This window comes from Paenibacillus sp. FSL R10-2771 (assembly GCF_038000205.1).
In the GTDB taxonomy this organism is placed as follows: Bacteria; Bacillota; Bacilli; order Paenibacillales; family Paenibacillaceae; genus Paenibacillus_AQ; species Paenibacillus_AQ phytohabitans.
This window is the reverse complement of the sequence record NZ_JBBOBM010000001.1, coordinates 4,078,128-4,104,448: the sequence shown is the minus strand read 5'-3', so window position 1 is coordinate 4,104,448 and position 26,321 is coordinate 4,078,128. Positions and strand designations below refer to the sequence as shown.

General features: G+C 47.4%; 23 protein-coding genes and 2 pseudogenes. 20 read left to right on the top strand and 5 right to left on the bottom strand.

What is annotated here, in order from left to right:
* Nucleotides 1–29 precede the first annotated feature (29 nt).
* From NSU14_RS17870 to NSU14_RS17845, 6 genes are all read left to right on the top strand, one after another.
* Nucleotides 30–1,064 (top strand): HD-GYP domain-containing protein, encoded by a 1,035-nt coding sequence (locus tag NSU14_RS17870; RefSeq protein WP_042136140.1) that lies wholly within the window; start codon nt 30–32, stop codon nt 1,062–1,064.
* A 198-nt stretch (nt 1,065–1,262) separates the two neighbouring features.
* A complete protein-coding gene (locus NSU14_RS17865) occupies nt 1,263–2,003 on the top strand; it encodes a GTP pyrophosphokinase (protein ID WP_042136141.1) in 741 nt (246 codons plus the stop codon).
* 29 nt (nt 2,004–2,032) lie between these two features.
* The gene (locus NSU14_RS17860; protein WP_042136143.1) at nt 2,033–2,890 is read left to right on the top strand and encodes a Cof-type HAD-IIB family hydrolase; all 858 of its coding nucleotides are present in this window, start codon (nt 2,033–2,035) and stop codon (nt 2,888–2,890) included.
* Complete coding sequence (locus NSU14_RS17855) at nt 2,883–4,508, top strand: glycoside hydrolase family 9 protein (RefSeq protein ID WP_042136144.1); 1,626 nt, start codon at nt 2,883–2,885, stop codon at nt 4,506–4,508. The genes NSU14_RS17860 and NSU14_RS17855 overlap by 8 nt, the downstream gene beginning before the upstream one ends.
* A 20-nt stretch (nt 4,509–4,528) precedes the next feature.
* On the top strand, nt 4,529–5,233 hold the full coding sequence (locus NSU14_RS17850; protein WP_052421814.1) for an HAD family hydrolase: 705 nt from the start codon (nt 4,529–4,531) through the stop codon (nt 5,231–5,233).
* A 21-nt stretch (nt 5,234–5,254) separates the two neighbouring features.
* Nucleotides 5,255–5,806 (top strand): YfiT family bacillithiol transferase, encoded by a 552-nt coding sequence (locus NSU14_RS17845; RefSeq protein ID WP_042136146.1) that lies wholly within the window; start codon nt 5,255–5,257, stop codon nt 5,804–5,806.
* A gap of 109 nt (nt 5,807–5,915) precedes the next feature.
* On the opposite strand, the gene NSU14_RS17840 is transcribed toward NSU14_RS17845, so the two are convergent.
* Nucleotides 5,916–6,773: an alpha/beta hydrolase gene (locus tag NSU14_RS17840; protein WP_340946545.1), complete on the bottom strand. Its 858-nt coding sequence runs from the start codon at nt 6,771–6,773 to the stop codon at nt 5,916–5,918.
* Nucleotides 6,774–6,944: 171 nt separating this feature from the next.
* Here NSU14_RS17840 and NSU14_RS17835 point away from each other — a divergent pair, with 171 nt between their 5' ends.
* Nucleotides 6,945–8,537 (top strand): sensor domain-containing diguanylate cyclase, encoded by a 1,593-nt coding sequence (locus NSU14_RS17835; RefSeq protein WP_076246608.1) that lies wholly within the window; start codon nt 6,945–6,947, stop codon nt 8,535–8,537.
* Between the two features lie 139 nt (nt 8,538–8,676).
* Nucleotides 8,677–9,205: pseudogene (locus tag NSU14_RS17830) on the top strand (cupin domain-containing protein); the annotation flags it as partial.
* Between the two features lie 397 nt (nt 9,206–9,602).
* On the opposite strand, the gene NSU14_RS17825 reads toward NSU14_RS17830, so the two are convergent.
* A complete protein-coding gene (locus tag NSU14_RS17825) occupies nt 9,603–10,595 on the bottom strand; it encodes an acrylyl-CoA reductase family protein (protein WP_042136153.1) in 993 nt (330 codons plus the stop codon).
* Nucleotides 10,596–10,715: 120 nt separating this feature from the next.
* On the opposite strand from NSU14_RS17825, the gene NSU14_RS17820 reads away from it, so the two are divergent.
* The 3 genes from NSU14_RS17820 (at nt 10,716) to NSU14_RS17810 (ending at nt 13,138) form a co-directional block, all read left to right on the top strand.
* Nucleotides 10,716–11,312 (top strand): TetR/AcrR family transcriptional regulator, encoded by a 597-nt coding sequence (locus tag NSU14_RS17820; protein WP_042136155.1) that lies wholly within the window; start codon nt 10,716–10,718, stop codon nt 11,310–11,312.
* A 38-nt stretch (nt 11,313–11,350) separates the two neighbouring features.
* Complete coding sequence (locus NSU14_RS17815; protein ID WP_144026159.1) at nt 11,351–11,842, top strand: hypothetical protein; 492 nt, start codon at nt 11,351–11,353, stop codon at nt 11,840–11,842.
* A 285-nt stretch (nt 11,843–12,127) separates the two neighbouring features.
* Complete coding sequence (locus NSU14_RS17810) at nt 12,128–13,138, top strand: ATP-grasp domain-containing protein (RefSeq protein WP_042136161.1); 1,011 nt, start codon at nt 12,128–12,130, stop codon at nt 13,136–13,138.
* On the opposite strand, the gene NSU14_RS17805 is transcribed toward NSU14_RS17810, so the two are convergent.
* From NSU14_RS17805 to NSU14_RS17795, 3 genes and pseudogenes are all read right to left on the bottom strand, one after another.
* Nucleotides 13,135–15,534: a hypothetical protein gene (locus NSU14_RS17805; RefSeq protein ID WP_042136159.1), complete on the bottom strand. Its 2,400-nt coding sequence runs from the start codon at nt 15,532–15,534 to the stop codon at nt 13,135–13,137. The two genes, NSU14_RS17810 and NSU14_RS17805, sit on opposite strands and share 4 nt — an antisense overlap.
* Nucleotides 15,535–15,564: 30 nt before the next feature.
* On the bottom strand, nt 15,565–16,173 hold the full coding sequence (locus NSU14_RS17800) for a tyrosine-type recombinase/integrase (RefSeq protein ID WP_340948963.1): 609 nt from the start codon (nt 16,171–16,173) through the stop codon (nt 15,565–15,567).
* Between the two features lie 72 nt (nt 16,174–16,245).
* A pseudogene (locus NSU14_RS17795) lies at nt 16,246–16,431 on the bottom strand (site-specific integrase); the annotation flags it as partial.
* Between the two features lie 308 nt (nt 16,432–16,739).
* Here NSU14_RS17795 and NSU14_RS17790 point away from each other — a divergent pair.
* The 9 genes from NSU14_RS17790 (at nt 16,740) to NSU14_RS17750 (ending at nt 26,215) form a co-directional block, all read left to right on the top strand.
* On the top strand, nt 16,740–18,146 hold the full coding sequence (locus NSU14_RS17790) for an NAD-dependent malic enzyme (RefSeq protein WP_340946541.1): 1,407 nt from the start codon (nt 16,740–16,742) through the stop codon (nt 18,144–18,146).
* A gap of 198 nt (nt 18,147–18,344) precedes the next feature.
* Nucleotides 18,345–19,277, top strand: coding sequence for a hypothetical protein (locus tag NSU14_RS17785; RefSeq protein WP_144026158.1), 933 nt, complete (start codon nt 18,345–18,347; stop codon nt 19,275–19,277).
* Nucleotides 19,274–19,807 (top strand): AAA family ATPase, encoded by a 534-nt coding sequence (locus tag NSU14_RS17780; protein WP_340946539.1) that lies wholly within the window; start codon nt 19,274–19,276, stop codon nt 19,805–19,807. Before NSU14_RS17785 ends, NSU14_RS17780 begins: the two co-directional genes overlap by 4 nt.
* 64 nt (nt 19,808–19,871) lie before the next feature.
* Nucleotides 19,872–20,321 carry a hypothetical protein gene (locus NSU14_RS17775; RefSeq protein ID WP_340946537.1) on the top strand — a complete coding sequence of 150 codons (450 nt, stop codon included), beginning with the start codon at nt 19,872–19,874 and terminating at the stop codon, nt 20,319–20,321.
* Between the two features lie 68 nt (nt 20,322–20,389).
* A complete protein-coding gene (locus NSU14_RS17770; RefSeq protein WP_076246600.1) occupies nt 20,390–20,959 on the top strand; it encodes a histidine phosphatase family protein in 570 nt (189 codons plus the stop codon).
* 37 nt (nt 20,960–20,996) lie between these two features.
* The gene (locus tag NSU14_RS17765; protein ID WP_076246598.1) at nt 20,997–21,440 is read left to right on the top strand and encodes a GNAT family N-acetyltransferase; all 444 of its coding nucleotides are present in this window, start codon (nt 20,997–20,999) and stop codon (nt 21,438–21,440) included.
* A gap of 54 nt (nt 21,441–21,494) precedes the next feature.
* Nucleotides 21,495–22,370: an alpha/beta fold hydrolase gene (locus NSU14_RS17760; protein WP_340946534.1), complete on the top strand. Its 876-nt coding sequence runs from the start codon at nt 21,495–21,497 to the stop codon at nt 22,368–22,370.
* A gap of 426 nt (nt 22,371–22,796) precedes the next feature.
* Complete coding sequence (locus tag NSU14_RS17755; RefSeq protein WP_340946532.1) at nt 22,797–24,428, top strand: response regulator transcription factor; 1,632 nt, start codon at nt 22,797–22,799, stop codon at nt 24,426–24,428.
* Between the two features lie 5 nt (nt 24,429–24,433).
* Nucleotides 24,434–26,215, top strand: coding sequence for a sensor histidine kinase (locus NSU14_RS17750; protein WP_340946529.1), 1,782 nt, complete (start codon nt 24,434–24,436; stop codon nt 26,213–26,215).
* Nucleotides 26,216–26,321 lie beyond the last annotated feature (106 nt).

Here is a 26,321-nt window from a genome sequence, read left to right as displayed (position 1 = left end):
ATTCCTATAAACTAAAGGAGTGCTGAAACTTGAAAGTACATGTCACGGATCTCAAACACGGCGATTGTCTTATGACAGACACTTTCAACGGTGTAGGTCTGCATGTTCTCCCCAAGGGGACGCATGTTGAACGGGAGGAGATTAGTATCCTCATCCGGCACAAAATTCATTATGTGGATATTGAGCCGCGCAGTATGCAGCAAACGGGCAGTGAAGAAGAGCAAAGTCACGGATTGCATGATGATTTCGATCACGCTATCCTGAATTATGAATCTATTTTTCTGGAAGCGTTGACCCAGGGGAGCTTCTCACAGTCCATGGTCGATGATACATTGAAACCGCTTCTGGAAACATTGGAGGGGCAAAAGGACGTAGTCTCCCTGCTGCTTCTGCTGGACCGGGATGACATTGATACATACCATCATTCTTTACAGGTTGGCTTACTATCATATTATATTGCATTATGGATGGGCTACTCCAAGGAGGAGCGTTATCTGATCAGCCGCGCGGGCTACCTTCATGATATCGGCAAAAGCCAGGTTCCCCTGTCTATCCTGAACAAACCGGGTATTCTAACCGGTTCTGAAATAGAGGAACTGGCACGCCACACCTCCTATGGTTATGATCTAATCCGCGGCTCCAAGCTGGATGAGGTTACAGCACTCGTGGCGCTGCAGCATCATGAATATGAGGATGGCTCTGGATATCCGAAGCAGCTGCTCAAAAATAATATTCACCCTTACACCCAAATTGTTACCGTAGCCAACATATATATGTCCTTGACCACTTCAACCTTGAACCGTCCGAAGCAAGGACTGGTTACAGTACTGCGCAAGGTACATGAGATGGGCTTCGGCCAGTTGAACGGAACGGTTGTACAGGCACTTACCGGACATTTGCTGCCAAGCTTCGTAGGTAAGAATGTTCAGCTCAGCAACGGCGAAATGGGTATGATTGTAATGAATAACCCGCTGGATCTGTTCAAGCCGCTGGTAAAGGTAGACGAGGGCTTCAGAGATTTGTCCCGTGAGCGCAGCCTGTCTGTAGTTGAAGTCTTTAATTGATACGCCGGATAAGCGGCCTCTCTGGAGAGCGCCCGGTTCTTATGAACGGATATACCGTCCCCCCGGGATGGTGTATCCGTTTTTTGCGCAACTAGAAGAAGGTATAGCTTGCCGGTTTGTATTCCGGGAATAGATTGGCTATGATTAATGAGAGATTACTATAGCAATTCTGTGCAGCAGCATAAAGGAGAAATTACAATGAATGCCGACAATCAATTAGAGAAATTCAAGCAGATTAAATATGAGCTTACCCGGTTTATGATGATTTACAAATTCGCCCTCGCCGAAATGGAGACCAAGATTGAGATTCTCAAAGAGGAATTTCAGCTGCTCCACGACTACAGTCCGATCGAGCATACCAAGTCGCGGATTAAATCCCCGGAGAGCATTATGAATAAAATGCTGCGCAAGAACAATGAGCTGTCACTCGCACAGATCAGATCCAGCATCAAGGATATTGCCGGACTGCGCATCACCTGCTCGTTCATTTCGGATATTTATCAGGTCAGTGCCATGCTGCAGAAGCAGGACGATCTCAAGGTGCTGGCGGTCAAAGATTATATCAAGAACCCGAAGCCGAATGGTTACCAGAGCCTGCACCTGCTCGTAGAGGTTCCGGTATTTATGTCTGACTGCCAGGAGCATGTCTGTGTAGAGGTGCAGATCCGTACGATTGCCATGGACTTCTGGGCCAGTCTGGAACATAAAATTTTCTATAAATACAGCCAGGCGGTTCCCGAGCATCTGACACGTGAACTCAAGAATGCGGCAGACAAAGCGAACGCACTCGATTTGCAGATGGAACGGCTGCACCGTGAGATTCAGGAAATCAAGGATGCCCAGGAGGACGAGGATTCCTTCTCCGGACTGCGGGAGATTATCCTCAATAATCAGCAGTTTAACCTGCCGGCAAACTTTATTAAGCTGTTAGGGGAATAGCCATTCCGAAGTCGAAGGGTGGAAGGCTCATGCACAGAATGGCCTATGTTACAGATCTGGATGGAACCCTGCTGAACTCGGAACAAAAACTCTCTGCTTACACAGTGCGGGTAATAACGGAAGCGATGGAACAAGGAATGATAATCAGCTTCGCTACAGCTAGAGGGTTCATCAGTGCAGACATCGTAGCTGCGGATATTTCCTGGAAATATCCGCTTATTCTTTATAATGGGGCACTTATCTATGACAGCATGACGCACAAAGTGATTGCCGGTTACTGGCTGGACCCCGTTATTTCCGGGGAAATCATCAACATCGGACGGGAATTTGAACTTACACCGTTTCATTTCCTGCTGGATGCAGCGGACGGCGAGCGGGTGCTGTATGAAGCGCCTATCCGCACAGGAGATGTGGAGTTCTACAAGTCCCGTATGAATGATGTACGTTTCCGTGAGGTGAAGCGGCTTGATTGTCCGGCAGATCACCGGACGGTGGTGATAACTTACATCGGACGGCAGGAGGAATTGGCCCCGCTGCATCAGAAAGTGCTTGACCGGTTCGGTTCAGAGGTACATATTCATTTCATGAAGGATATATACATAAAAGATCATTATTTCCTGGAATTCAGCCATCCGGATGCGAATAAGAGCCAGGGGCTGAAGCTATGGGCACAGCATATGGGGCTGGATACAGCGGATGTTGTTGTCTTCGGCGACCATTTGAATGATCTGGGGCTGTTTGCTGCAGCGGGAACAGGTGTCGCGGTGGAGAATGCCCATGAGGATCTCAAAGCTGTCGCACATCGGATTACCGCATCCAACAATGAGAATGGTGTTGCAGTGTTTCTGGCAGAAACTATGAACAAGGGAGAGATGACAGGTGAGTGAACAGCGTCTTCGTACCATTACAGTGAACCAGGCGGGTTATTCCAGTGCAGGGGAGAAGCTTGCCCTATTTACCGGAGAGGTGTTCCGTTTCCGGGTAGTTGATCTGCAGACTGGAAGCGTTGTATTTAGCGGACAGACAGGGGAAGGAGTGGAGGATAAGGCAAGCGGGAGCCGTGTACATACCGGTGTATTCTCCGCCGTGACGGCTCCGGGCAAGTACCGGATTGAAGGTGAGGATGGACAGGCTTCGGCTGCGTTTATGATTGCAGACAAGCCTTACGGGGAGCTGCAGCAGGGTTTATTGAAGGCCTTCTATTATTACCGCTGCGGAGTGGAGCTAAGCGGAGAGTACGCCGGACCCTGGGGACATGAGTCCTGTCATCTGGCAGCAGGAACGGTAATCGGCCAGCCGGAGCTGAAGCTGGACAGCTGCGGAGGCTGGCATGATGCCGGTGATTACGGGAAATATTCAGGGCCCGGAGCCAAGGCCGTTGCCGATCTGCTGCTGGCCTGGGAGCTGTATCCTGCGGCATTTGCCGGTGTATGTACACTGCCGGAGAGTGACGGCGTGATGCCGGATGTACTGCTGGAATGTAAAGTGGAGCTGGACTGGTTGTTCAAAATGCAGGAGAGCGGCAGCGGTGCTGTGTACCACAAGCTGACCACACAGAACTTCCCTGGGCTTGATGTGATGCCGGAAGAGGATACGGCGGAGTTGTATTTCTCCCCGGTGTCCGCTACGGCTACAGGTGACTTCGCCGGTGTAATGGCGTTGGCGGCGCGGGTCTATAAGCCGTTCGATGAAGTCTATGCTGCCCGGTGCCTGGAAGCTGCGGTGGCTGCCTGGAGCTGGATGGAGGCACATCCGGCGGAGCCGGGCTTCACTAATCCGCCGGGTATTACGACCGGGGAATACGGTGATGAGGAAGATCACGACGAGCGCTTCTGGGCAGCGGCGGAGCTGTTCCGGACTACAGGCGGTGAGCAATACCATAGCGCAGCCAGAGAATTGGCGAAGCTTCCATTCCCGAAATACAGCCTCGGCTGGGCGGATATGGGCGGCTATGGCACACTGGCATACCTGTTGAACGGGGAAGAGCAAGCTGAGGCTTCTCTGTATGCGGAGCTGAAGGAGGGGCTGGTGGCTGAAGCCGCGCGCCTCCTCCGGCAGAGCCGGGAGGATGGTTACAGAATCTCGCTGCGGGAAGAGGATTATATCTGGGGCAGCAACATGCTGGTCATGAATAATGCCATGCTGCTGCTGGCGGCGGAGCATTTCAGCGGGGAGACTGAATATGCGGCCTGTGCACTGGATCATCTGCATTATCTGCTCGGCCGCAATGTGCTGGGCATCAGTTACGTGACCGGCTTCGGTGAACATGCGGTCATGCATCCGCATCACCGCCCATCCGTGGGAGACAACATAGCAGAACCCGTTCCGGGTCTGGTCTCAGGGGGACCTGACCGCGGGCTGCATGATGAATATGTGCAGGAGCACTTGCAAGGCAAACCGGCAGCCCAGTGTTTCGTTGATCATGAAGACAGCTACTCGACGAATGAGGTCACCATTTATTGGAATTCACCGGCGGTGTTCGTGACGGCAAGGTTCAATTCCTGATCAGAAGAGGAGACGGGTCCATGCAGACATTCAAGGTTATTAGTCTGGATATGTTCCAGACTCTGGTGAATATTCAGGGGAGGCGGGCAGAAGTCTGGAAGCCGATTCTTAAGCAGGAATTCAGCGAAAATAAGTCCCGGGAGCTGGGCAGCAAGCTGCTCAGCCACTATTTCGCTGTATCAACCGAAGCACGGGAGGCGGGCAGCTTCATCAGCAGCAAGGAAATATACAGCAGAGGATTTCAGCAAGTATTCATGCAGTATGGCTTGGACTATGATTGCTCTCAGGCTGTTGATAACCTGTTTGCCCAGCACCGGCTGTCCGCAATGTATGCGGACACCGAAGCCTTCCTACAGCGGATCTGCGGGGAGTATCAGGTCTGCATTGTCAGTGATACCGATGAGCTTATGCTTCCGGACTTCTACCGGAGTTATCCTATCGCTTTATTCACTTCCGAAAGGTACCAGTCTTATAAGAATGACAGTCATAACCGGATGTTCACTGAGGTTATCGCCCATTATGGTGTGGAGCCGGAGCAGATTCTCCATATCGGAGACTCGGCATCAGATGTGCTGGGAGCAGCCCGGGCGGGAATCAAATCCTGCTGGATCAACCGGGAGCAGCTCGCCTGGAAGCATGGGGTGAAGCCGGATTATACAGTGGGAACCCTGGAAGAGGTCTATGAATTGATATCGATAGCGAGTAGTCCGATATCCATTGATTAATAATGAGGAGCCGTGAGGGAAATGAACCACAAACCGACAGAGCAGGAACTGGAGTTACTGAAGTATCCGATCGGGAAATTTACAGCTGTGGAGAGCCGCACGGAAGAAGCGCGGCAAGAATCCATACGGATCATGAAGCAGCTGGCGGCTGAACTTAGGGAGGCTGTAGGGCCGCTAACGGCGGAGCAGTTAGACACGCCTTACCGTCCGGGCGGCTGGACAGTGTGTCAGGTCGTGCATCATCTGGCGGATACCGGCATGTATGCCTATCTGCGCTTCAAACGGGGGCTGACAGAAGAAGCACCGCAGGTACCAAGCTACAGACAGGATCTCTGGGCGGAGCAGAGCGATTATACGGATGAACCGGCGGAGTCCTCACTTCAGCTGGTGGAGCTGCTTAACCGGAGATTCGCAACCCTGCTTACTTCACTGAAGCCGGGTGATTATGATCGAAGCTTCGTAAGTGCCGGTCTGGGCACGTTGACGCTGGATGCCGCAATTCAAAGATACATCTGGCATAGCCGCCATCATCTGGCCCAGATTACTTCACTAATCCGGCGGAACGGCTGGTAAAACATATTCATATTCATCAAAAAAAGAGCAGACGGAATGGGGTAGCCCCTTCCATCTGCTCTTTTTCAGTTGTTCGTTATCTCTGCATCATACGGTATCCTAATGAAATCTACTCCCGGCTGGCTTGAACGATTTTGCCGGCAATGGCCGCAGGCTTGGTATGCACAGTAGTCAGATGATCTCCGGTTCCCTCTATATAGCGGAACATACCCAGGTGGCCGGATTGACCCGGATGCCAGCCTCCTGCAGCTCCCTGCGGCAGGACCATATCCTCGGTCAGGAACAGATAGCTTTTGGGAAGATCGAGACTGTAGAACTTCTTCAGATCCAGCTTCTGAAAAGCCGGACCGGCAGGTTCGGGAATGACTTTTTTATACAAAGCCTGTGCTTCTTCAGTAGTAGCTGTATTCACAAACACATCACGGAATAAGGGGTAAGGGAGCATGATCGTATTGTTACCGGAGGCTTTCCGCAACCCCTCGAACAGCAGCTGTACCGGAGCAGGGAACTGGTCGGCCACACTCTGCCCGTCCAGCGGTACAAAAGCATCAAAGAACACAAGCCGTTTAACCCGTTCCGGAACCAGCTCAGCGGTCTTCTGAACAACAGAACCGCCAAAGCTGTGCCCGAGTAAAATAATATCATGCAGATCCTTCTGCTTAATGAAATCCGCTACGGACTTCGTTACCTGTTCGTGCGTGACCATAGTATTCTTGTCCCCGCCGTGACCCGCATATTCCGGAGTATAGACGGTATGGCCCATTTTGCGGAGTTCTGCCGCCGTTTCATCCCAGAAGCTGGCATCCACCCATGCACCGTGGACAAGCACGAAGGTTAAGTTTTGCTGATCTCCCGGCGTACCTTTTGCCGCTGCTCCTGCGGGTGAAGGGTGGAACGGCAGTAATGCGAGAAGGAAGAGCAGGGCAACCTTCCCGGTTAGCGCTTTTCTGATTCGTTGATTATTCATATCGACTCTGGCCTCCTGCAATGTGATCGAACCTAATAGACAGGATGCCCGGATCCTAGCGTAAAGATGTAATTTCAGGGAAGAAAATGGAACTCAAACTGGTTGTGTACTCCATTTCCCAATCGTATATAATTAAACCATATGGGCTCAGGCAGACAAGGAGGTTGAGGAATGCCTACACCAAAAGGAGCAGAACATAAACCTAAAAGGAAACTCAGTCTAACATTGCTGCTCATGGCCCTGGTGACCATGGTGTTTCTGCTCACAACAACGATTCTGTTTGTTGGCTCTTACCAATCCAAGAAGAAATCCCTGATGGCTACCACGCTTAGTCTGAATTACTCCAATGCAGACAGAATGAGCAAAACGGTGGATTCGCTTATCCTTTCAATGCGCAGCAGCTTGATTTATGGTGCAGACAAAATCTCCGGCATGGAGTCAGCAGGGCCGGAAGCTATAGATGAATATCTTGATTTAATGCGCAACAGCAGCAATTACTTTAATTCAATCATCCGGGTAGATGCCGGAGGGAAGGTGCTGAATAATTCACCGTCTGCCCTTGGAATGATAGGCAAGCAGATTATGTCACCTCCGGTGCTGGAAGCGCTGCGGTTGAAGAATGAGTACCTGTCACCGTCCTATACTTCGTCCACGACCGGCAGAATTCTTTTTTTCATGAGTGAACCGCTGTATAACCAGGACAAACAATATCTGGGTCAGCTCGGGGGTACAGTCTATCTCCAGGATTACAATATCCTGAACATGATATTCGGGAACAATACCGTCGATGAATCGGGTTCCTATTACTATATTGTCAGCTCGGAAGGGCATCTGCTCTTCCATCCCGACAAAACACGAATGAACGAGGATGTAAGTGACAACGAGGTTGTGCAGCTGATGATGCAAGGGAAGAGCGGGGAAATGATGGGGCGTAATACCAAGGGCGTGTTGATGCTCGCTGGTTATTCGGCAGTTCCGGCTAACGGCTGGGGTGTTGTTGTGGTGTCACCGGTCAAAGTCATCAAGGATCAGCTGCTGGCCCATTTGCGCAAAATCGTAACGTATACCGTGATTCCGTTTATTATCCTGCTGCTATGCGTATTTGTGCTGGCTCACCGGCTGGCGAAGCCTTTTGTGGTGCTTGCAGATCTGGTGAACCGTATAGGCAAAGAGAATGTTGAGCTCCCCGATCTGAAGCCCCATTGGAACCGGGAGGTGGACCTGCTGACCAAAGCGGTGGTCATTGCCTGGACGGACATCCAGAAGCAGACGAACCAGCTAACCCAGGAAGCGATGACGGACCTGCTGACAGGACTTACGAACCGCAGATCCCTGGACCTGAGTATGAGCCAATGGATTGCCGCCCGGGTACCTTTTTCCGTCATTGTTCTGGATGTGGACAAATTCAAATTCGTTAACGATACTTACGGCCATCTGGCCGGGGATGAGGTACTGCGGCAGGTCGCTGAAGTTCTGACCGCAAATATCCGCCCGGGTGATGTGTGTGCCCGTTACGGGGGAGAGGAATTTGTGCTGCTGCTTCCGCGGACCAGACCCGAGGATGCCTACAATGTGGCCGAACGGATCCGCCAGACGCTTGAGAAAAGCAAGGTCCCCTTGCCGATGCAAGTGACCTCTTCCCAGGGGATTGCCCATTATCCTACGAATGGCCGTACGCGCGAAGAGCTGCTGGGGAAGGCGGATGAAGCTTTATATACTGCGAAGCATACCGGCCGGAACCGGACCGTGATTGCCCGCGAATAGGGAAAAGGAGCATCTCCATCATGGAGGTGCTTTTTAGGTTCCACTCCTGCAGCTGAAATTAATCGTCACCTGGGCCTGGGCGGATACATATCCTACCTCAGAACGATAAAAAACGGCCCCGATGAAAGGAAGGATTCGCGTGACCTCTTATATGGATTACACGTCACCTAATACACAGTTTACGTTTGACATGAATTGCAACACATTGTTTAAGAAGGATGACTGCAATTATATCAATGTACTGGGTATCAAGAATTTGAACACCCTGGAGAACACCTCGCTGCTTGATATCTATCTCAGTAAATCCAATGTGGTAGAACCGCATTATCATCAGAATGCTGCAGAGCTGGTGTATTGTATATCCGGCTGTGCGGTGGTATCGCTGATCAACCCGTTCACGAATGAGCTGCTGCATTTCCCCATATCACCGGGCCAGGTAGCCAATGTGCCGCAGGGCTGGTGGCATTATGAAGTGGCAACGGTGGATTGTACCCATCTGCTGGCTATATTCAATGCGCCGACGCCGGAGGTCATTCTGGGCTCGGATATTCTGAGCAAGACACCTGCCAATGTCCTGGCTCATACGTACTGTCTGAATGAAGCACTGGTTAAGGAAGCGCTGGCTCCCGTTAAGCCCCAGACCTTCATTGGTCCGCCGGCAGATTGCTGCGATCCCTCGCAGGCGGCTGCTGCGAATATGAAGGGTACGAAGCTGGCTCCCGTCAATATGGCGCCTATGATGGACAATGCCAATATGCCTCCGATGATGGCAAATGCGAATATGGCGCCTTATAGTTATCAGCAGGCTCCGCAGTCTTTCGGATACCAGCCTATGCCGGTCCACGGCTACTATACCCAGCCGTATGCCCAGCCTTACCGCCAGCATCCATATGTCCAGTTCAATCCGAATGCGGGTAATGCCGTGAATGAGACCGGAATCGAATAGCAGAAAAGGGAATGAAAGAAGACGGCAGCGAATTCTGAGGATTCAGAATACACTGCCGTCTTGTTATATATATTAAACTGAAAAATTAACGAGGGAACAGCGCCGGGAAATTATGGAACCTAGGACAGGCGGACAAGCACGCGGCCCCGTGTATTCGACTTCAGAATATCCTCGAGTGCAGCAGGCAGCTCCTTCAGGGTAATCTCGCGGTCCACCAGCTCCTCCAGTACGGCAGGCTTCATGTCGCCGGCCATACGCTGCCACAGCTTCGCCCGTTTCTCCGCAGGGCAGGAGACGGAATCAATGCCAAGCAGGCTGACTCCGCGCAGGATGAACGGCAATACCGTTGTTGGAATGGCAGTTCCTGCAGTTAAGCCGCTTGCGGCAACTGCGCCGCCGTATGCGATTTTGCTCAGCACAGCCGCTAGCGGTGTGCCCCCTACAGAATCTACAGCAGCCTGCCACAGCTGCTTGTCGAGCGGCTTAACCGTGCTGCCGGCTACATCCTCGCGCGAGATTACTTCAGCTGCGCCCAAGGCTTGCAGATAACCAGCTTCGTCTGTTCTGCCGGTGCTGGCGGTTACCTGGTAGCCTTGCTTCGCCAGAATGGCCACAGCAGCACCTCCGACACCTCCGGTTGCACCGGTGACGAGCACTTTTCCGTTATCCGGAGTTAGTCCGTGAGCTTCCAGCGCTTCAATAGACATTGCAGCCGTGAAACCGGCCGTTCCGTAGATCATCGCTTCCCGCAAAGTTAAGCCCTCAGGCATGGGAACAACCCAGTCTGCAGGAATACGTGCATATTCACTGAAGCCGCCGAAGTGCGATACGCCGATGCCATAGCTGGTGGCAATAACGGACTGGCCTTTCTGGAAACGGCTGTCGGCAGAAGAGACCACGGTCCCAGACAGATCTATGCCGGGAACAAACGGATAATTTCGCACAATGTTGCCATCCGGGATACCCGCTAGTCCATCTTTATAGTTTACACTGGAATAGGCTACCTTAATTAGGACTTCACCGGCCGGCAGGTCTTCGAGTGACAGCGGCTTGACCTCTACAGAGAAAGTGTCAGTCTTATCTACCACCAAAGCTTGAAAAAGATTAGTCATATCTTATATTCTCCTTAACCGAACTCTATTTGTACATCTGTTATATAATATTTATTCTGACCGGTCAACTTTTTATTGACTATGATATAATACACATTATTCTTACTTCGCGGAGGTCCTATGGTACGTTACAAGAAATCTGAAGAGAAGCGCAAGCAGATCCTGCACGCTGCGTTTCGGGCATTGTCCGAGCGGGGCTACGATGCTGTAACCCTGCAGACGATCGCCGATCATGCGGAGGTCAGCAAGGGTGTCGTCCATTATTATTTCGAGAGCAAGGAAGCCGTGCTGGTTGAACTCCTGGAATGGCTGACCGGCAGAATCTCTGCCAAGGAGCAGGCCGCTGTGGGGGAACAGCATACCGCAACGGGGAAGCTGACGGCTTACATTGAGTCTGCATTTCCGGGTCCGGCGCAGAACCGTGCCTTTTACCGTGTCTACCTGGATTTCCTGGCGCGGGCCAGCCGCATTCCGGTGTACCGGGAGATTAATCAGCGTTTCTATGACAGCTGTGCGGGAATTAGTACGGAGGTGCTGACACTCGGGCAGCAGGAAGGTATTTTCTCCAAAGAGCTGTCGCCAGACAAGACTGCCCCGGTGATCCGGGCGATTATTGACGGCTGCCTGATCCAGTGGCTGATGGCCGATAGGGACGAGCTGCATGAGGTATTCAAGGATTCCTGTTACACGGCAATTATGAAGGTGCTGAGTGTGTAGATGAGAGTATTCAGAAAACAGGGGAAGGTTGATAGCATTTGGGGAGGAAATGGCGAAAAATCGTACTAATAGCTGTGGTCTGTCTTGTTCTTGGCGGGGGAGTGTTGTATTGGCTATACGGCACCGGATTCGCTCCTGGTCACAGCAGACTGCGGATTAGTGAAGGTGAACCTGTACAATATCTGCAGGGAAACGGGGTAGTGGTTATCGATCAAATGGAGCTGTCACTTGGCCATCAGAGCCAACCCGACGGCTACATCAGTATCTATAATCATTCGGAGATATTGTGGAAGAAACCGGTCACGATTCCGGCAGGAGAAGGGCAGCTGATCAAGTTCACACAGGGAGGGAGTGCTGTATTTCCTGCTCCTGAGGTTATTTATTATTGGCTATGTATTCAGCGACCCGGCAAACATGCGGAGGATAACCTTGTAACCTACTATATTGAAGCCAAATTACTTGGTGGAGATGAAGATGCTGCGGAAAATAAGCTGCTGAAGCTTGCGGAGAACTGGGAGGTTCCGGATTGAGCAGTATACGTTGTCTCGTTTTGAAATATCTGATTGGTGAAGATAAGTCAAATTAGTTAATTTTTTGTCGGTAATTGTTGTATTTCCATGGATTATTTTAAGAATTGAGGAGGATGGTGGGAATGAGGTGGCGAATATGTAGTTTTGAAAATGAGTCTGGTTCATGTTTGAAGTTGGTTTGGACTATGTGTTTCTTATAAATCCGCTGTTCAGAAAGGATTTGAAGAACGTCTTCCTAAACAGCTCACTTATGACCAAATAACTACGAATTATTTGGAGGTTATTATGACAGACAACATATTGGAAATTCAAGAATTAATCTCTCTTACAGAAAAGCATCAAGAAAAATTTGTTATAATATTTATTAATGGGGATAAAAAATACACTGAAGCTAATTCTGGATATTTAGAAAAAAAAGAAGCCGAAGAAATTATTAAAAGCTTTGAAATGACCTCCGAATGTTTCTACTTTTATAATAACCCTTCCACTTTTGTAGGCGATATTGTATTAAATAAATTCTTACATTATAAAAACAAATTCATTTTTCTTTATTCGGCTGCTCAAATAGGAGTAGATGTTAATCGTCGTTCTTTTATCCCTAACTTCGCGCAATTACATAATATTTTCAACTTAACTTGTGATAGTTACAGTTTATCTTTACTGCAGAATAAAGCACATTATTATGAGTTGGCAAAAAATTATGTCAATGTTCCAAAAACCTTTCTATTTAATGGAAAGGATCATAGTGTGTTTGAACAACTTACCAATCGTAGATACATTCTTAAACCTAATATCGAATGTTCGGCTAGAGGGGTAAAAGATATCATTTATAGTAATGGTTCCAAGAGTACAGTAATTGACCTGTATTTAGAATTTGTACAACCTATTCTAATTCAAGAATTTAAGGCAGGGATAGAAGTAGAAGTCCCTGTTATTGTAAAAAACGGAAAAGCCTTAGCCTTGCATCCAATAAGGATAAATAAAAAACATGAAATTTTATCTCAGGAAGAAGTGGATTATGAAAAATATTCTTTCGAAATATTATCAAATGAATATAATATCCAAAACATTCAAAGATCTGCTGAGAAAGTGATTACTACTCTGCAGAGCCAAGGACTTTGCCGTGTGGACTTTATTATTGATGAATTTGGAGAACCATGGTTGTTTGATATTGCTGCAATTCCTCTTATAACTGAACATAGTTCTTGCTACACTTCATTTGCTCATTCATTTCCTAATAATAAGCATGCTTTATACAAAGCTTTAATAGGAGCAAAATTGATTCAATTAATCTAATCTGCCCAGTAGGATATATCAGAAAATAAACCTAATCTTAAATAATTATCCACGCATTGCTTGCAATCTATGATTTCGTTAAGATTTAAAACATCCAAAACATGTAGTTGTTCACTTTGATTCTGATAGAGATTTTGTAATAATCTATTTCTCACTTTCAATAATCTGTTGTCAAAATATTTTATTTCACCTCCATCAATTAGAGTTAGACATTCATTTTCAATTTCCAGTGCGATGGTTCTCTCACCGTTCAAATATTTTGCAACCCCTAAATTCGTTTTTAACAGATACATATCATAAGGATCATCCGGGCTATTCTGTAAAGAAAGTTCAAGATATTCTATGGCTTTGTTAATGTTCTCTATAGTGCTAGTTGATAATAAGAAAATCGAATAATTAGAAATGCATATATACTGTTCGTGCATTTTATTCCTTATCCACTCCACTTCCCATACTTCTGAAGTATAGAAATTAACAGCAGATTCATCACCTTTGTTTCTGATGATTCTTAGCATGGTATCCATTTGATAGATAACACCCCAATTCGGGGTTAAATCTTTTTCTTCTATAAAGGCAATAGCTTTTTCTAACACTTGTAAAGCATTATTAAAGGGATCCTTCCAATAATTAGCTCCTGAATAATTACACGCAATTCCAAGGTAATTTTTTGGATACTTATGTTTATACTGTTCTAATATTAAATATGATCTTTGGAGTACAGGTATTAAATCTTGGGTATGTTCACTTTGGACCATTTCAATCTTTGAAAGAAGTACAGCTAATCTGATTTGCCAAAACTCAACGTATTTCGGAGATGTTTCAGATATTTTTTTCTGATATATTTTATATAGTTGATCAAAGATCTTGGTTGGGCTCTCTCGTTCATTAACTTTATTAGAATCTAAGATATCATTAGAAAGTACTAATATAGCCTCTTGTAGTCTAGTTGATAAATCTATATTAATATCATTTAAGGAACCTAATATTTTCTCCAGATGGGTAATATCCGCTTCGAAAATATGACGGTCACCTGTAGTTTTTCGATTTATAGATCTTGCCAGTGATAAAGCTCGAATATAGGAAAGCTCCGCTATAAATTCTACAGAAAAAGCGTAATAATTACCCTGTAAATTTTCTATAAAAGAATCCACAATGTGAAAAGCATTTTGATAGTTATGGTGTACAAACTGAGTAAAGACTTGTTCCAGTATCTCCTTAATTTCAAAACTCCCGGTACTTTCAATAAAACGTAATAATTGATTTGTAGTAGATGTAATCCCTTGTTCTCTCATTAATTGTGAATATGCAAGCATTGCGTTTTTCAGTGCAAGGTCAATATTCCCTATATGTACATAACTTAAATATTTCTCATAATACATAAAAGGAGCATTTCTTTCGAGAAAATCCAAATATATAAATGTACGGTCGTTATCACTTATATTTCTTAATTCTTTAGTTATGTACTCCAAATACTTATTGTGTAAAGAGACGTACTGTTTGTTATTAGACATCTCAATAAAATCAACTTTAATTAATGAATCTAGATTGAATTGAACATCATAAGTATGATTTTGTAATAAATACCCTTGAACATTATCCAATTTGATCCATCTATTTTCTGCGATTTCCCCATATAACAAAATAGTTTTTAGAATCAGTTTCTTATCTGTATCATTAACAATTAGACTATACTTTTTTTCAAAATCATTTTTTCGAAAATCATTAATTGACCGTTCCTCTTGGTTAGCTACAAATTCTCTTATGATTCCAATCGGAACGCCTTTAAAATTAGCAGGTTCAGTTAGATTTAATGTGTAGTAATCCTCATCAGTAAGGTCTTCAATAAGAACAGAATGATAACTGCTTTCTCTAAAAGCAGTCTTGTGTTCTAACGAATTCATCACTAGTAATATTTTTAAATTAGGCATTTTTTTATTAATCACAGAGCTCATAATATATTCGATAAAGGTAATGGACATTTGATCAACTAATTCAATATTATCTATAACGAGCAAAATTCTCCCTTTGTTTAGTCGTTCTAACAAGTAAGTAATATCTGGTGTTTGAATGAGGCCAACTAATCCATCAATTCCTTCTATGAAAGATTCCTGCCCCAAAAAAGAAGTAACAATTGAAGCTACTTCTTTTAAAGGCCCTTTTATCTTTCGCAATTTGGAGTACAAGGACGATTTCCTGAAAAGTTCTAAATCCTCGAATTTATTATCAATTCTTCCTGTAATTACATGTTTTTCATATCCATTCAATTGAAAATTCTCTATAATAGTTGTTCTTCCGCTTAATGAGGTACCTACTAAATTCACAATGCCTTCAATTTGAAATTTTCGCTTTAAAATATCTATTACCTTTATTTGAAATTTATATAATTCGGTTGTCATAGACTATAATAACCTCCAAATAATTCGTAGTTATTTGGAGGTCTCAAGCCGGTTGCGCGGATTAAATTGAGAAAGTACATCTTTCTTTCGTTTTACTGATACTTCGGTGTATATTTCTGTGGTGCTCACGCTAGAATGACCTAAGATTTCCTGGACAGCTCGTAGGTCAGCTCCATTCTCCAGTAGCTGGGTAGCAAATGAATGACGAAGATAGTGTGGGGTTGATTTTTCATTAATACAGGCCAGCTTTCTGTACTTAGCAAATATATCTTCAACACCATAAATGGATAGAGCTTGACCATATTTGTTAAGAAAAAGAGTATCGCTTTGTGGACGGAATAACTCCCTTACAGCTAACCAATTGTTGAGTTTGTCAATGAGTTCAGTGCTGGATAAATATAACAACCTCTCTTTGCGTCCCTTTCCGAATATAATAACTACTTGATTTTTTAAATCAATATCTTCCAGTTGAATTTGTGCAAGTTCGCCAATCCGGATTCCAGTTGAAAATAACAAATCGATAATGGCATCATTACGAATAGATAAGCGGGTACGGAAAGGGGATGCAAAATGTTCTCTGTCCTTCAGAGGTGATTGCAACAATCGTTCTATTTCTTCAACGGCTAGTGTTTTCGGAATTCGTTTTGCAGTTTTGAATTTTCTTCCGAAGTTGTTGAGCGGGGATTGGTCAATCCAGCTTTTCTGGACTAAGAATAAAAAGAAAGCTTTAAACGTTATGTATTTTCTCTTAATTGTGGAATCCTTAAGGATTCCTGCGCTGTTGAAGCTGTGAAAGTAGCTATGCAGGATATCGCTTGTAATTGCCTCTACTTTATTTTCTTTCAGCCAGTTATGAAGTCGGTTTAAGTCTGATACATAAGCCTTGATAGATTTAGGTGAAAGGTTTTTTTAGATAATTAGAAAAGATATGTATTTTTCAATGTATTCATCTAATGCTGAAACGGAAATTGCCAATGATATTCCTCCTGATGTTTAAGTATCTTTAAAATGGATGTTCAAAGTATAACAAAGCCTTTCGGTAAAGGGGGAAATAAGAAATATATATTTATATAATCAAATAGACGAATGTGAATGTTACAGCATATAAGTCACCTATCCCTTATGTATGATTGGATTTTATTATGTACAATCTGTGAACTGTAGTATATTGGACTTAGATTCGTCTGATGAGGGAGGCATATTCTATGTCAATTGCAACAACGATGATTATCCGGCTGGAGATCCGCAAGTCTGAAGCGTCTTTCGGGGATGTGGCAGCAAGGCTCGCGTCTGCGGGCGGCGATATCGTGGCGATAGACGTCATCCGTGGTGGTAAAGATGTGACAACCCGGGATCTTACAGTAAATGTGCAGGATGCGGCCAATGAAGAGATAATAAGTGTGCTTAGGAATATGCCGGGTATAAAAGTCATTAACGTCTCCGACCGGACCTTCCTGGCCCATCTCGGCGGCAAAATTGAGATTACTCCGAAGATGCCGATCAAGAACCGGGAGGATCTGTCCCTGGTCTACACACCTGGTGTGGCCCGTGTCTGTATGGCGATTGCCGAAGATCCCGCAAAGGCCTATTCGCTGACGATGAAAAGAAATACGGTAGCTGTCGTTACCGACGGCACCGCAGTGCTCGGGCTTGGCGATATCGGACCGGAGGCGGCGATGCCGGTGATGGAAGGGAAGGCCATGCTGTTTAAGCAGCTGGCGGATATTGATGCTTTTCCGCTGTGTCTGGACACGAAGGACCCGGATGAAATCATCCGGATTGTGAAAGCGGTTGCTCCCGGCTTCGGCGGAATCAATCTGGAGGATATCAGCTCTCCGCGCTGCTTCGAGATTGAGCGGCGGCTGTCAGCCGAGCTGGACATTCCGGTCTTCCATGATGATCAGCACGGCACCGCAGTGGTAGCGCTGGCCGGTCTGCTGAATGCACTCCAGGTAGTGGACAAGGCTATAGCCGATTGCAGAATTGTTGTCGTCGGCATCGGCGCGGCTGGTGTGTCGATCTGCCGTCTGCTGCTGGCAGCAGGGGCGAAGCAGATATATGCTGTGGACCGGGCAGGGATTCTGAACCGGGACGTAACCTACACCAACTCCGAATGGAGCTGGCTGGCTGAGGCTACGAATCCGGAGAATATGAGCGGAGGTCTTGACGAAGCGATGCGCGGGGCAGATGTATTCATCGGCGTATCCGGCGGAGGGATTCTTCAAGTGAAGCATCTGCAGACCATGGCGCCGGACAGCATTGTGTTTGCTATGGCTAATCCCATCCCGGAGATTGAACCGGAGCTGGCTGAGCCTTTTGTCCGCGTGCTGGCTACCGGAAGAAGCGATTATCCGAACCAGATTAATAACGTTCTCTGTTTCCCGGGGATCTTCCGCGGAGCGCTGGACTGCCGGGCGAAGACCGTGAATCTGGAGATGAAGCTGGCGGCGGCACAGGCCATCGCTGCAGTTGTCCATCCGGATGAGTGGAATGAGCAGTACATTATTCCGAGTATTTTTAACGAAAAGGTAGTGGAGCAGGTACGTCTTGCTGTTATCCAGGCAGCCATCGCTACCGGCATAGCGCGGCGTATTCCGCCGGATATTAGCTGAGCGGAGATTGCTTACCCGGACAGCGACTTGAATACTGGCAAGGCAAATGAAGCTGCGGCCACTATGGCTTGCGGCTTTTTTGTGTTGGTTGCGGAGATATTTATGTTAAATTAACAAATTTCGACAAATATCTCGGTATTACTGTGGTACCATTCGTCTGATAATCAATAATCAGCTGGCTGTTGCATATGGAGGTCTATGATGCACGATGACAATAACTATCGGGTAAGAGAAAGAAGAGTTTCTAAAGATGGTAAACAAGCGGGATTCGGAAAATACGGCTGCGCAAGCATTATACTGCTTATTATGATTGGGCCATTCCTCATTTTGGGATTGAGTCAGCTGATTGATACGATCAAAGTAAGCAATCGACATGAAAGTAAACTTGCCATTCAGTATCTCCAAAGCAAATATGGCGAAGCGTTTAAGGTAGTGCGCGGAACCGTGAATTATAACACTCCTCTTCAAATGATAACGCTGAAGGCCTCGTCGGAGGCTGAGCCGGACATCATATTTTCAACTAAAGCCTATATAGGGGGAAGTGAGCGATTTTACTGGGATGATCTCCCTGTCCAAAGAGGATTCGACCGGATTATCTCCCATTATTTTAATAGAGATGAGTTCTTCTATACAGTCAGTTCATTTAATGAAGACAATTTGGGGAGTTCAACGTTAGCGCAAGAACCGAAAAAGTATGTTGACGAATGGACAGGATATCTTGAAATGTTTAGAGACAAAGAATTCAACGTTTCATTATACACCTATTGGAGCTCAGATCCGGTTGTCAATACAGCAAAGTTTGCAGACATGAACAGCTTCTTTCAGGCGCTGAAAAAATATTCATTAAATGATTCTAACATTTTATTAAATTACGATTTTAGAAATACTAGTGGAGATAAGGGGGAATTCGATCGGCTTGTAGAATATTTGAGAAAAGAGCAAAAACATATGAAAGTGAAGAATTCAGAAGTAGTTGAATACGAAAGCTGTGATATTCCAATTACATATATTAATAGCAAAAATGATCTTGAAAAATATATACTGGATAACTGTTCTTATGTTCGGACCAACATCAACATGGTAAAATATACAATTGAAAACATCTATTCAATTATTCAGGAGGCGCTATGAACCGCAGAATTCATATTATGGGAGCTTCCGGAGCGGGGACTACCACACTTGGCAAGGCGCTTGCGGCAAGGCTTCCGCATGTTCATCTGGACAGTGACGATTATTTCTGGGAGCAGAAATATAGTAAGCAAACTCCGGTTGCAGCGCGGCTAAGCAGATTGCGTACCGATTTGGAGCGGCAGGAGCCGTGGATTCTATCCGGTGCGGTCTGCGGATGGGGAGACGGGCTGCGCGATACTTTTGATCTGGTGATTTTCCTGTGGATACCTGAACAGCTCCGGCTGGAACGTTTGCGGGCGAGGGAATATGAGCGATATGGCGATGAGGGGCTGCCTGGGGGAAGCAAATATGAGGATGTGAAGACCTTCATGGAGTGGGCGGCGCTCTATGATACGGCTGGACCGGAGGTCCGGAGCCTGGCGCTGCATGAGGAATGGATGGCGGGGCTGAATTGTGATGTTGTACGTTTAGAAGGAGATATGCAAGTGGAAGAACGGGTGGCGGCTGTACTGCACCATATGTTCCGGTAAATCCCGGCATGACCGGATCAGGCTTGTTTTTTCACAATATAAGCAATGGAAAAGAGGGCTAAACATGAAGAAGATCGTGCGTGCGCTGCTGCTTCCCGGAGTCATGCTTATGCTGCTTACGTCCTGTAATACGGAAACTACTCATTTCAATTATACGTTCAAAGGCGAGAGTGAAACCTGGTCGGCTGTATATGAGCAGACAGCAAGCCAGAAGCTGATCATCAAAAATGACCGCGTGAAGGATTCCGAAACCAGCAAACGGTTTACATTTGATCTTCATTACAAAGGAGAACAGTCAGACCTCGGAGAGATCAAACAGTTCAAATACAGCTATAAAGGGACAAGTGGCGGTGGCAGCCGGACTCAGGAAGGACCCGTTAGGCTCGACATGCTGCATTCAGGAGGGGATGGAACCGGTGCATTTGAGCGGGAGGATTCCGTCATTAAAGTAAATGTGGAATGGGACGGTCACAGTGAGGAGTTTGAACTCAAAAATGATAAGCAGGGCAATTAAGAGCTAATTCCACGGGGAACTGATTAGGAGAGGCTGCCCATGATGAAAAAAGAGAGGGTTGCGGTGGAATGAGCTTAGGGCTGGTAAGGCATTTCAGAGTGCAGCACAAGCCGGAGCGGACCTGGCTGACTGGAGAGCAGTTCAATCTATGGATACAGGGATATGAGACAGCCCCAATTCAGCAACCGGGACATAAGAGCAATATGCAGAAGTGGGATATTTGTCTGTGCAGTGATCAGGCGAGAGCGGTACATACGGCAAGTTATTTTGATGCTCAAGAGTTCGTATATACAGAGCAGCTAAGAGAAATTGGTATAGCAGCCCTGCAGTTAGGTGAACTTAAGCTAAGCGGACTGCGCCTGCCTCTCTCCTGCTGGCTCGTACTTGCACGTTTGTCCTGGACTGCCGGTCATCCCTCTCAACCGGAGAGCAAAGCGGCTGTTCTGCAGCGTGCCCATATGGTAATAGATTCTCTAGCGGCAGAAGCTGAAGCAGCTGCACCGGAAGGACGTGTGCTGATCGTCAGCCATGGAGCGTTCATGAAGGTACTGGACAGGGAACTCCGGCGCAGGGGATATAAGGCAGAACGGATGTTTTTTCCGCGCAATGGGCAGTTATTTCTGTATGAGAAGAACTAAAGGATTCACAAATATATGAAAGCGGGGCACACAGACTATGGTAACAATCGAAGAAATCGGCATTGAATCGCTTAAGGCGCTAAACACGCTGTACGAAGAACTGATTGGCGGACCGACAGATCCGGTGAAGCTGGAGACGGCATTCCGGTCCATCCGGGAGGATAGCCGGTATGTGTTAATGGGTGCTTTTGTAGACGGGGAATTGCTGGGCTCTATGATGGGGATCGTCTGCCAGGACCTCGTTGGGGATTGCCGCCCGTTCATGGTGATTGAGAATGTAGTGGTCTCTTCGCGAGCACGCCGTCAGGGCATTGGCAAAAAACTGATGACCGCCCTCGAAGACATCGCCCACGAGCGGGACTGCTACTATATTATCTTCGTGTCGGGAGAGAAGCGGAAGGAAGCGCATGTTTTTTATGAGAAGATGGGCTACAAGGAAGAGCGGGTGGAGGGCTACCGTAAGCATTTGAGCTCGCATTAGGTGGATAAGGTGCAAACGAGTAGAGGGAAGCTCACAAGCGTAGGAAATCATAAATTGTATAACATTATCGAAGGTAACAATAAGGGTCTGCCCCCCGTGGTATTTGAGCATGGCTGTGGTTCATCTGCCTTGTTATGGTCGCTTGTAGCCCCCGAAGTTGCCAAGGTTACACAAGTCATCGTATATGATCGCGCAGGTTACGGATGGAGTGAACCAGGGCCGTTCCCGCGTACCAATGAGCAGTGTATATCAGAGCTTTATGAGCTGCTGCTGCAGGCTGGAGTTGAGGGGCCTTATATTTTTGTGGGTCATTCCTTCGGAGGATTAAATGTAAGGCTGTTTACCGGGAAATATCCGCAGCTCGTGGCAGGGGTTGTGCTGGTTGATTCCATGCATGAAGATGAAATAACAGACCGTTTTCCGGAAGAACATGTTAAGGGACAGCTTATGGCTGTTAAGTTCTATTCTGTATTAAAAGTACTGTCTAAGATCGGAGTATTGAAGATTCTTTCGAGCTTAAAAAAGTTCCCCGGGTTCTCTGCAACCATTAGCCCGTTTTCAAAGCAGACCCGGACGCTTTTATGGAAGACATCGTTTCAAAAAAAGACTATTGCGGCCATGCATAGTGAATTCTCCAATGTGCAGGATGGTTACCGGAAAGTCAGGGAGTTGCCCGCAACAGATATTCCCTTGATTGTCATCAAATCAGGTGTAGTCAATGAATTCTATCCGGGGACTTCAGAAGATACGAAGAGAATAATCAGAGCGAAGCTCCTGGAAGCGGCAAATGATCTGAAGAACTGGTCAGTCAACGGGAGGCTGGTTGAAGCGTCGGGCAGCGGACATAACATACATATTGAGAACCCGCAGATTGTTGTTGATTCAATTGTTGAGATCCTCGGAAATACATCTCTGATTAAGGTTCGATGAAGCTTTCGAATCAGTCATAAATGGATTATTCTGTAAAGCTGGGACGTCCACGTTCCAGCTTTAATTGTATTTGATACAACTAAAAAGAAGGATTGGGGTTCCAAATGTAATTTAGTTGCATTCTCTACAACTAAAAACCTGCTTATTCTCTTAGGGAGCACTTTTCTTATTTTTAGTTGTACTGAATACAGTTAAACTTGGAAAATCCGGCTTTGCCTCGTTTTTAACTGTATGAAATACAATTATCCCGCTAAGCTATACTTTGTATTAGATTTCATCCCCCGTAGTAGCCTTAATATTCTTCTCCAGAGCGCATTATCACCTCTCCCCCCAAAATTACCGTTTGACCATCCCGATGACAGCGCTTTATAATCCCTTCATGAGTGGCGGACCAGTGGTCATGACTACAGAAGGCGGGGGACAACTGTGAATCAAATATGCAAAGTGCTGATTGTGGACGATGAAATTCTGGTCCGGCAGGGGATTAAATATGTGCTGGACTGGGAACGCGAAGGATTTCAGATTGTAGGGGAAGCGGCCAACGGGCAGGAAGCGCTGAATTCGCTGCAGACCCTGCAGCCGCATATCATCATTACCGATATTGTGATGCCGGTGATGGACGGCGAGGAATTAACACGCCTAGTGAAGCGGGATTATCCGGCTACGGAGGTAATCGTGCTTAGCAGCTTCAGCGAGTTCCATTATGTGCGCTCCACCTTCCAGAATGGGGTGGCCGATTATATTCTGAAGCCGAAGCTGGAAGCCGGGTCGCTGCTGCAGGTGCTGCGGAAGACCCGGGAACGTATCCCGGGTCTGGGAGCCGCAGCATCTGGAGTTCAGCCGGAAGCGGCACCCCAGCGGCTGGATGCCCTGCTCAGCCGTATGATCTCAGGCTACCGGCTGCAGCCCGAAGGCGAGGAGTTCGTGAAGCAGCAGCTTCCGCAGGACTGCTTCAGCTTCCTCGGCTGGGAGACCGGGCGGACCGGACCTGCCGGTGCTGTTGATGCTGATGGCGCTGCACTCGCAGCTGGTGCCACTAACGCTAACGTTGCCGCAGACGCAGACGCATTAACAGCCATCACCGCAGCTGTAACCGGGGAGCTGGGACGGACTGTTCCAGGATTGGTGCAGTGCATCATTCCTGGCGGCGAGCCGAACGCGGCACTGCTGCTGGTCAACCTGCAAGAAGAGCAGTGGCCGGCGCTCTTGCGGGCTGTGAATAGGCTGGCCCACGCCTTGGCGGGACAAGAACCTGAGCTGCGCCTGACCCTCAGCCGGGCCTTTGGTTCGCTTAGCGGGATGGCAGCGGTCTATCAGGAGAGTGTTCTGAAGCTGAGGCAGTACCGCTTCTTTTTGCCGGATCAGGTACTGCTGGTACACGATGAGCTGCCGCAGCGGGAAGCGCAGCTGCCCAAATTTAACCTGACCCAGTTCACGGAGCAGTTGAAGCGCCAGCAGCTGGAGGAGGCGTTCGGCGATCTGCATCAGCATGTCGATGTGCTAAGCCGGCAATATGACGGGGATGTGTTTCAGTTCAAGTCCTTCCTCGGCAATATTATCTTCAATGTGACGAATCAGTTCAGCCACCTGGGAGAGCTGGAGGAAGGGAAATACGGGCTGTTCCGGGCCATAGATGAGGCGGGCTCTGCGGATGGAGCCGTGCGGATTCTGGATCATTGTCTTGCCCGGGTCATGGAGTTGACCTCATCGGCAGCACTGACACCAGGGAGCAATGCCAATATGGCCAAGCTGCTCCAGTATATGGAGGAGCACTACGCCGAGCCGCTGAGTCTTACGGAGCTGGCCCGTCATTTTCATTTCAACCCTTCCTACCTGTCCAGTCTGTTCACGACCTATAACCAGGAGGGCTTCAAGGAGCATCTCAATACGATCCGTACGGGCAAGGCGGCAGAATTGCTACGGGCAGGCGAGGCGCCAATTTCCGAGATTAGCAGCATGGTCGGATATGGCGATCACAGCTATTTTTGCAAAGTGTTCAAGAAATACACCGGCCTGTCCCCGAGCGGCTACAGACGTCAGCATTACGGACAGGAGTAGAGCCTATGCGCAGATATTGGGACCGCTTCAAATTCCACAGCCTGTTTATCAAAATATTCATCGTGATGCTGATCAGCATTATTGCTGTAGCCATCGCTTCATCATGGACCACCGTCCGCATGTCGGAGAAGCTGTTCATGAACACCTTCAGCATTACGAATACCAAGGTGATCAGCCAGATTAAGGCGAGCTTCGAATCGTTTCATTATTCCATCGTTACTGCCACCAACAACACACAGCTGAGCGGCACCATTAAGAGCTTCCTGACGGAAGAGGACTCGAATTCCCTGCGGGTGCTGCGGACCTATTACAATATGACCACGCAGATGAAGAAGATCCAGTCTACTCTGGACTCCTACCAGGTCGGGATCAAAATCATGGGCAAAAATGGACGCAGCTATTCCACCAATACGAACAATCTGCTGATGAGTGACCAGGAGCTGCAGCAGCATGAGCTGACCAAGAATACCTTGGCAGAGCCGAAACGGCTGATGTACCAGTTCTATGAGGAGAGCAGCAAGGATTCCCCGCAGAAAGAGGCTGTGATCGTAGCCAGCAAAGCACTCATGGAACGCACAACAGGCGATATTTATGGAACCTTGTATTTTACCATTCATGAGCAGGATTTCCGCCCCTTCTATGCAAGCTTTGTCAGTACCGGGAATGATGTGGCGATCCTGAACAGGGATGGAGTCATTGTCTCAAGCAACCGCAGTGATCTGATGGGCCAGCAGGCGGAGGATTTACTGCGGTTTGCCAAGGAGATCGAAGAGAAGCAGCTGGATTACAAAAATGTTGATTTCCGCGGCACAGATTCCATTCTGATTGCGGACTACCTGTCCTCTTATGACTTCTATATTGTGAATCTGATTGATAAAAAGACGGCCCTCGGCCAGATGGTCAACGGTAAAATGGTGGTGCTGATCTGCTCAGCCATCGTCATCGTAGCGCTGATCGTCGTGTTCCTGATCTTCAGAAGGCTGACCCGGTCGCTAACCCTGCTTACCCGGCAGATGTCCAAGATTACCCAGCGGGGCTTCCATAATTACATTACGGTAACCGGCAGCTTTGAATTTCAGGAGCTGGGACATGCCTATAACTATATGCTTGATGAGCTGAATGATTATGTAGAGAAGCTGGTCGAGACCCAGAAGGAGCAGCGCAATGCAGAACTGGCTGCCCTGCAGCATCAGATTAACCCGCATTTTCTGTATAATACGCTGGCCTCGGTCAACTTCCTGGTGCAGCAGGGCAGCCAAGAGAAGGCGGTTCACACGATTCATGCCCTGATCTCGATGCTGCAGAATGCGCTGAGTAACGTCAGTGAGAGCATCACGGTGGCGCAGGAGCTGGAGAACCTGAAGTCCTATGTGTTTATCAACCATGTACGCTACGGGGAACGGATCAGAGTGAATTTCTTCATCTCCCCGGACTGTATGGACTTCCATCTGCCGAAGCTGATCATTCAGCCGTTTATTGAGAATGCTTTTTTCCATGCGTTTACGAAGAAAAGCGGCGGGTATATTCATATCCTCATCTCCCAGGATGCCGGTTCCCTGCTCTGTGAGGTTGTTGACAATGGAGACGGTATGGATACCGGAGAAGCCGATCTCTCCATGTCCGGGCCTGCGAGCAAGCGCCAGCTATTCACCGGGATTGGAATCAAGAATGTGCATGACCGGCTGGTGCTGATGTACGGCGAAGAGTACGGGATTACTATTAAAAGCGTACCTGGTGAGGGGACAGCCATTAGAATCCGCCTGCCGCTGATCCCGGGACAAAAATAATACCAATATCTAAAAAAAGAACAAATTGCAGATAGGTAGCGCTTACAATAAGGCGATAAAATGACAAATCCCTATAAAGTAAGTTCTAACGGGTCCTCTTACGCGG

Coding starts and splice junctions, on each gene's coding strand:
- NSU14_RS17770 (WP_076246600.1), top strand. CDS start 20,390: ATGAGCTTAGGGCTGGTAAGGCATTTCAGAGTGCAGCACAAGCCGGAG.
- NSU14_RS17775 (WP_340946537.1), top strand. CDS start 19,872: ATGAAGAAGATCGTGCGTGCGCTGCTGCTTCCCGGAGTCATGCTTATG.
- NSU14_RS17840 (WP_340946545.1), bottom strand. CDS start 6,773: ATGAATAATCAACGAATCAGAAAAGCGCTAACCGGGAAGGTTGCCCTG.
- NSU14_RS17865 (WP_042136141.1), top strand. CDS start 1,263: ATGAATGCCGACAATCAATTAGAGAAATTCAAGCAGATTAAATATGAG.
- NSU14_RS17825 (WP_042136153.1), bottom strand. CDS start 10,595: ATGACTAATCTTTTTCAAGCTTTGGTGGTAGATAAGACTGACACTTTC.
- NSU14_RS17850 (WP_052421814.1), top strand. CDS start 4,529: ATGCAGACATTCAAGGTTATTAGTCTGGATATGTTCCAGACTCTGGTG.
- NSU14_RS17765 (WP_076246598.1), top strand. CDS start 20,997: ATGGTAACAATCGAAGAAATCGGCATTGAATCGCTTAAGGCGCTAAAC.
- NSU14_RS17820 (WP_042136155.1), top strand. CDS start 10,716: ATGGTACGTTACAAGAAATCTGAAGAGAAGCGCAAGCAGATCCTGCAC.
- NSU14_RS17790 (WP_340946541.1), top strand. CDS start 16,740: ATGTCAATTGCAACAACGATGATTATCCGGCTGGAGATCCGCAAGTCT.
- NSU14_RS17835 (WP_076246608.1), top strand. CDS start 6,945: ATGCCTACACCAAAAGGAGCAGAACATAAACCTAAAAGGAAACTCAGT.
- NSU14_RS17810 (WP_042136161.1), top strand. CDS start 12,128: ATGACAGACAACATATTGGAAATTCAAGAATTAATCTCTCTTACAGAA.
- NSU14_RS17805 (WP_042136159.1), bottom strand. CDS start 15,534: ATGACAACCGAATTATATAAATTTCAAATAAAGGTAATAGATATTTTA.
- NSU14_RS17780 (WP_340946539.1), top strand. CDS start 19,274: ATGAACCGCAGAATTCATATTATGGGAGCTTCCGGAGCGGGGACTACC.
- NSU14_RS17860 (WP_042136143.1), top strand. CDS start 2,033: ATGCACAGAATGGCCTATGTTACAGATCTGGATGGAACCCTGCTGAAC.
- NSU14_RS17785 (WP_144026158.1), top strand. CDS start 18,345: ATGATGCACGATGACAATAACTATCGGGTAAGAGAAAGAAGAGTTTCT.
- NSU14_RS17750 (WP_340946529.1), top strand. CDS start 24,434: ATGCGCAGATATTGGGACCGCTTCAAATTCCACAGCCTGTTTATCAAA.
- NSU14_RS17845 (WP_042136146.1), top strand. CDS start 5,255: ATGAACCACAAACCGACAGAGCAGGAACTGGAGTTACTGAAGTATCCG.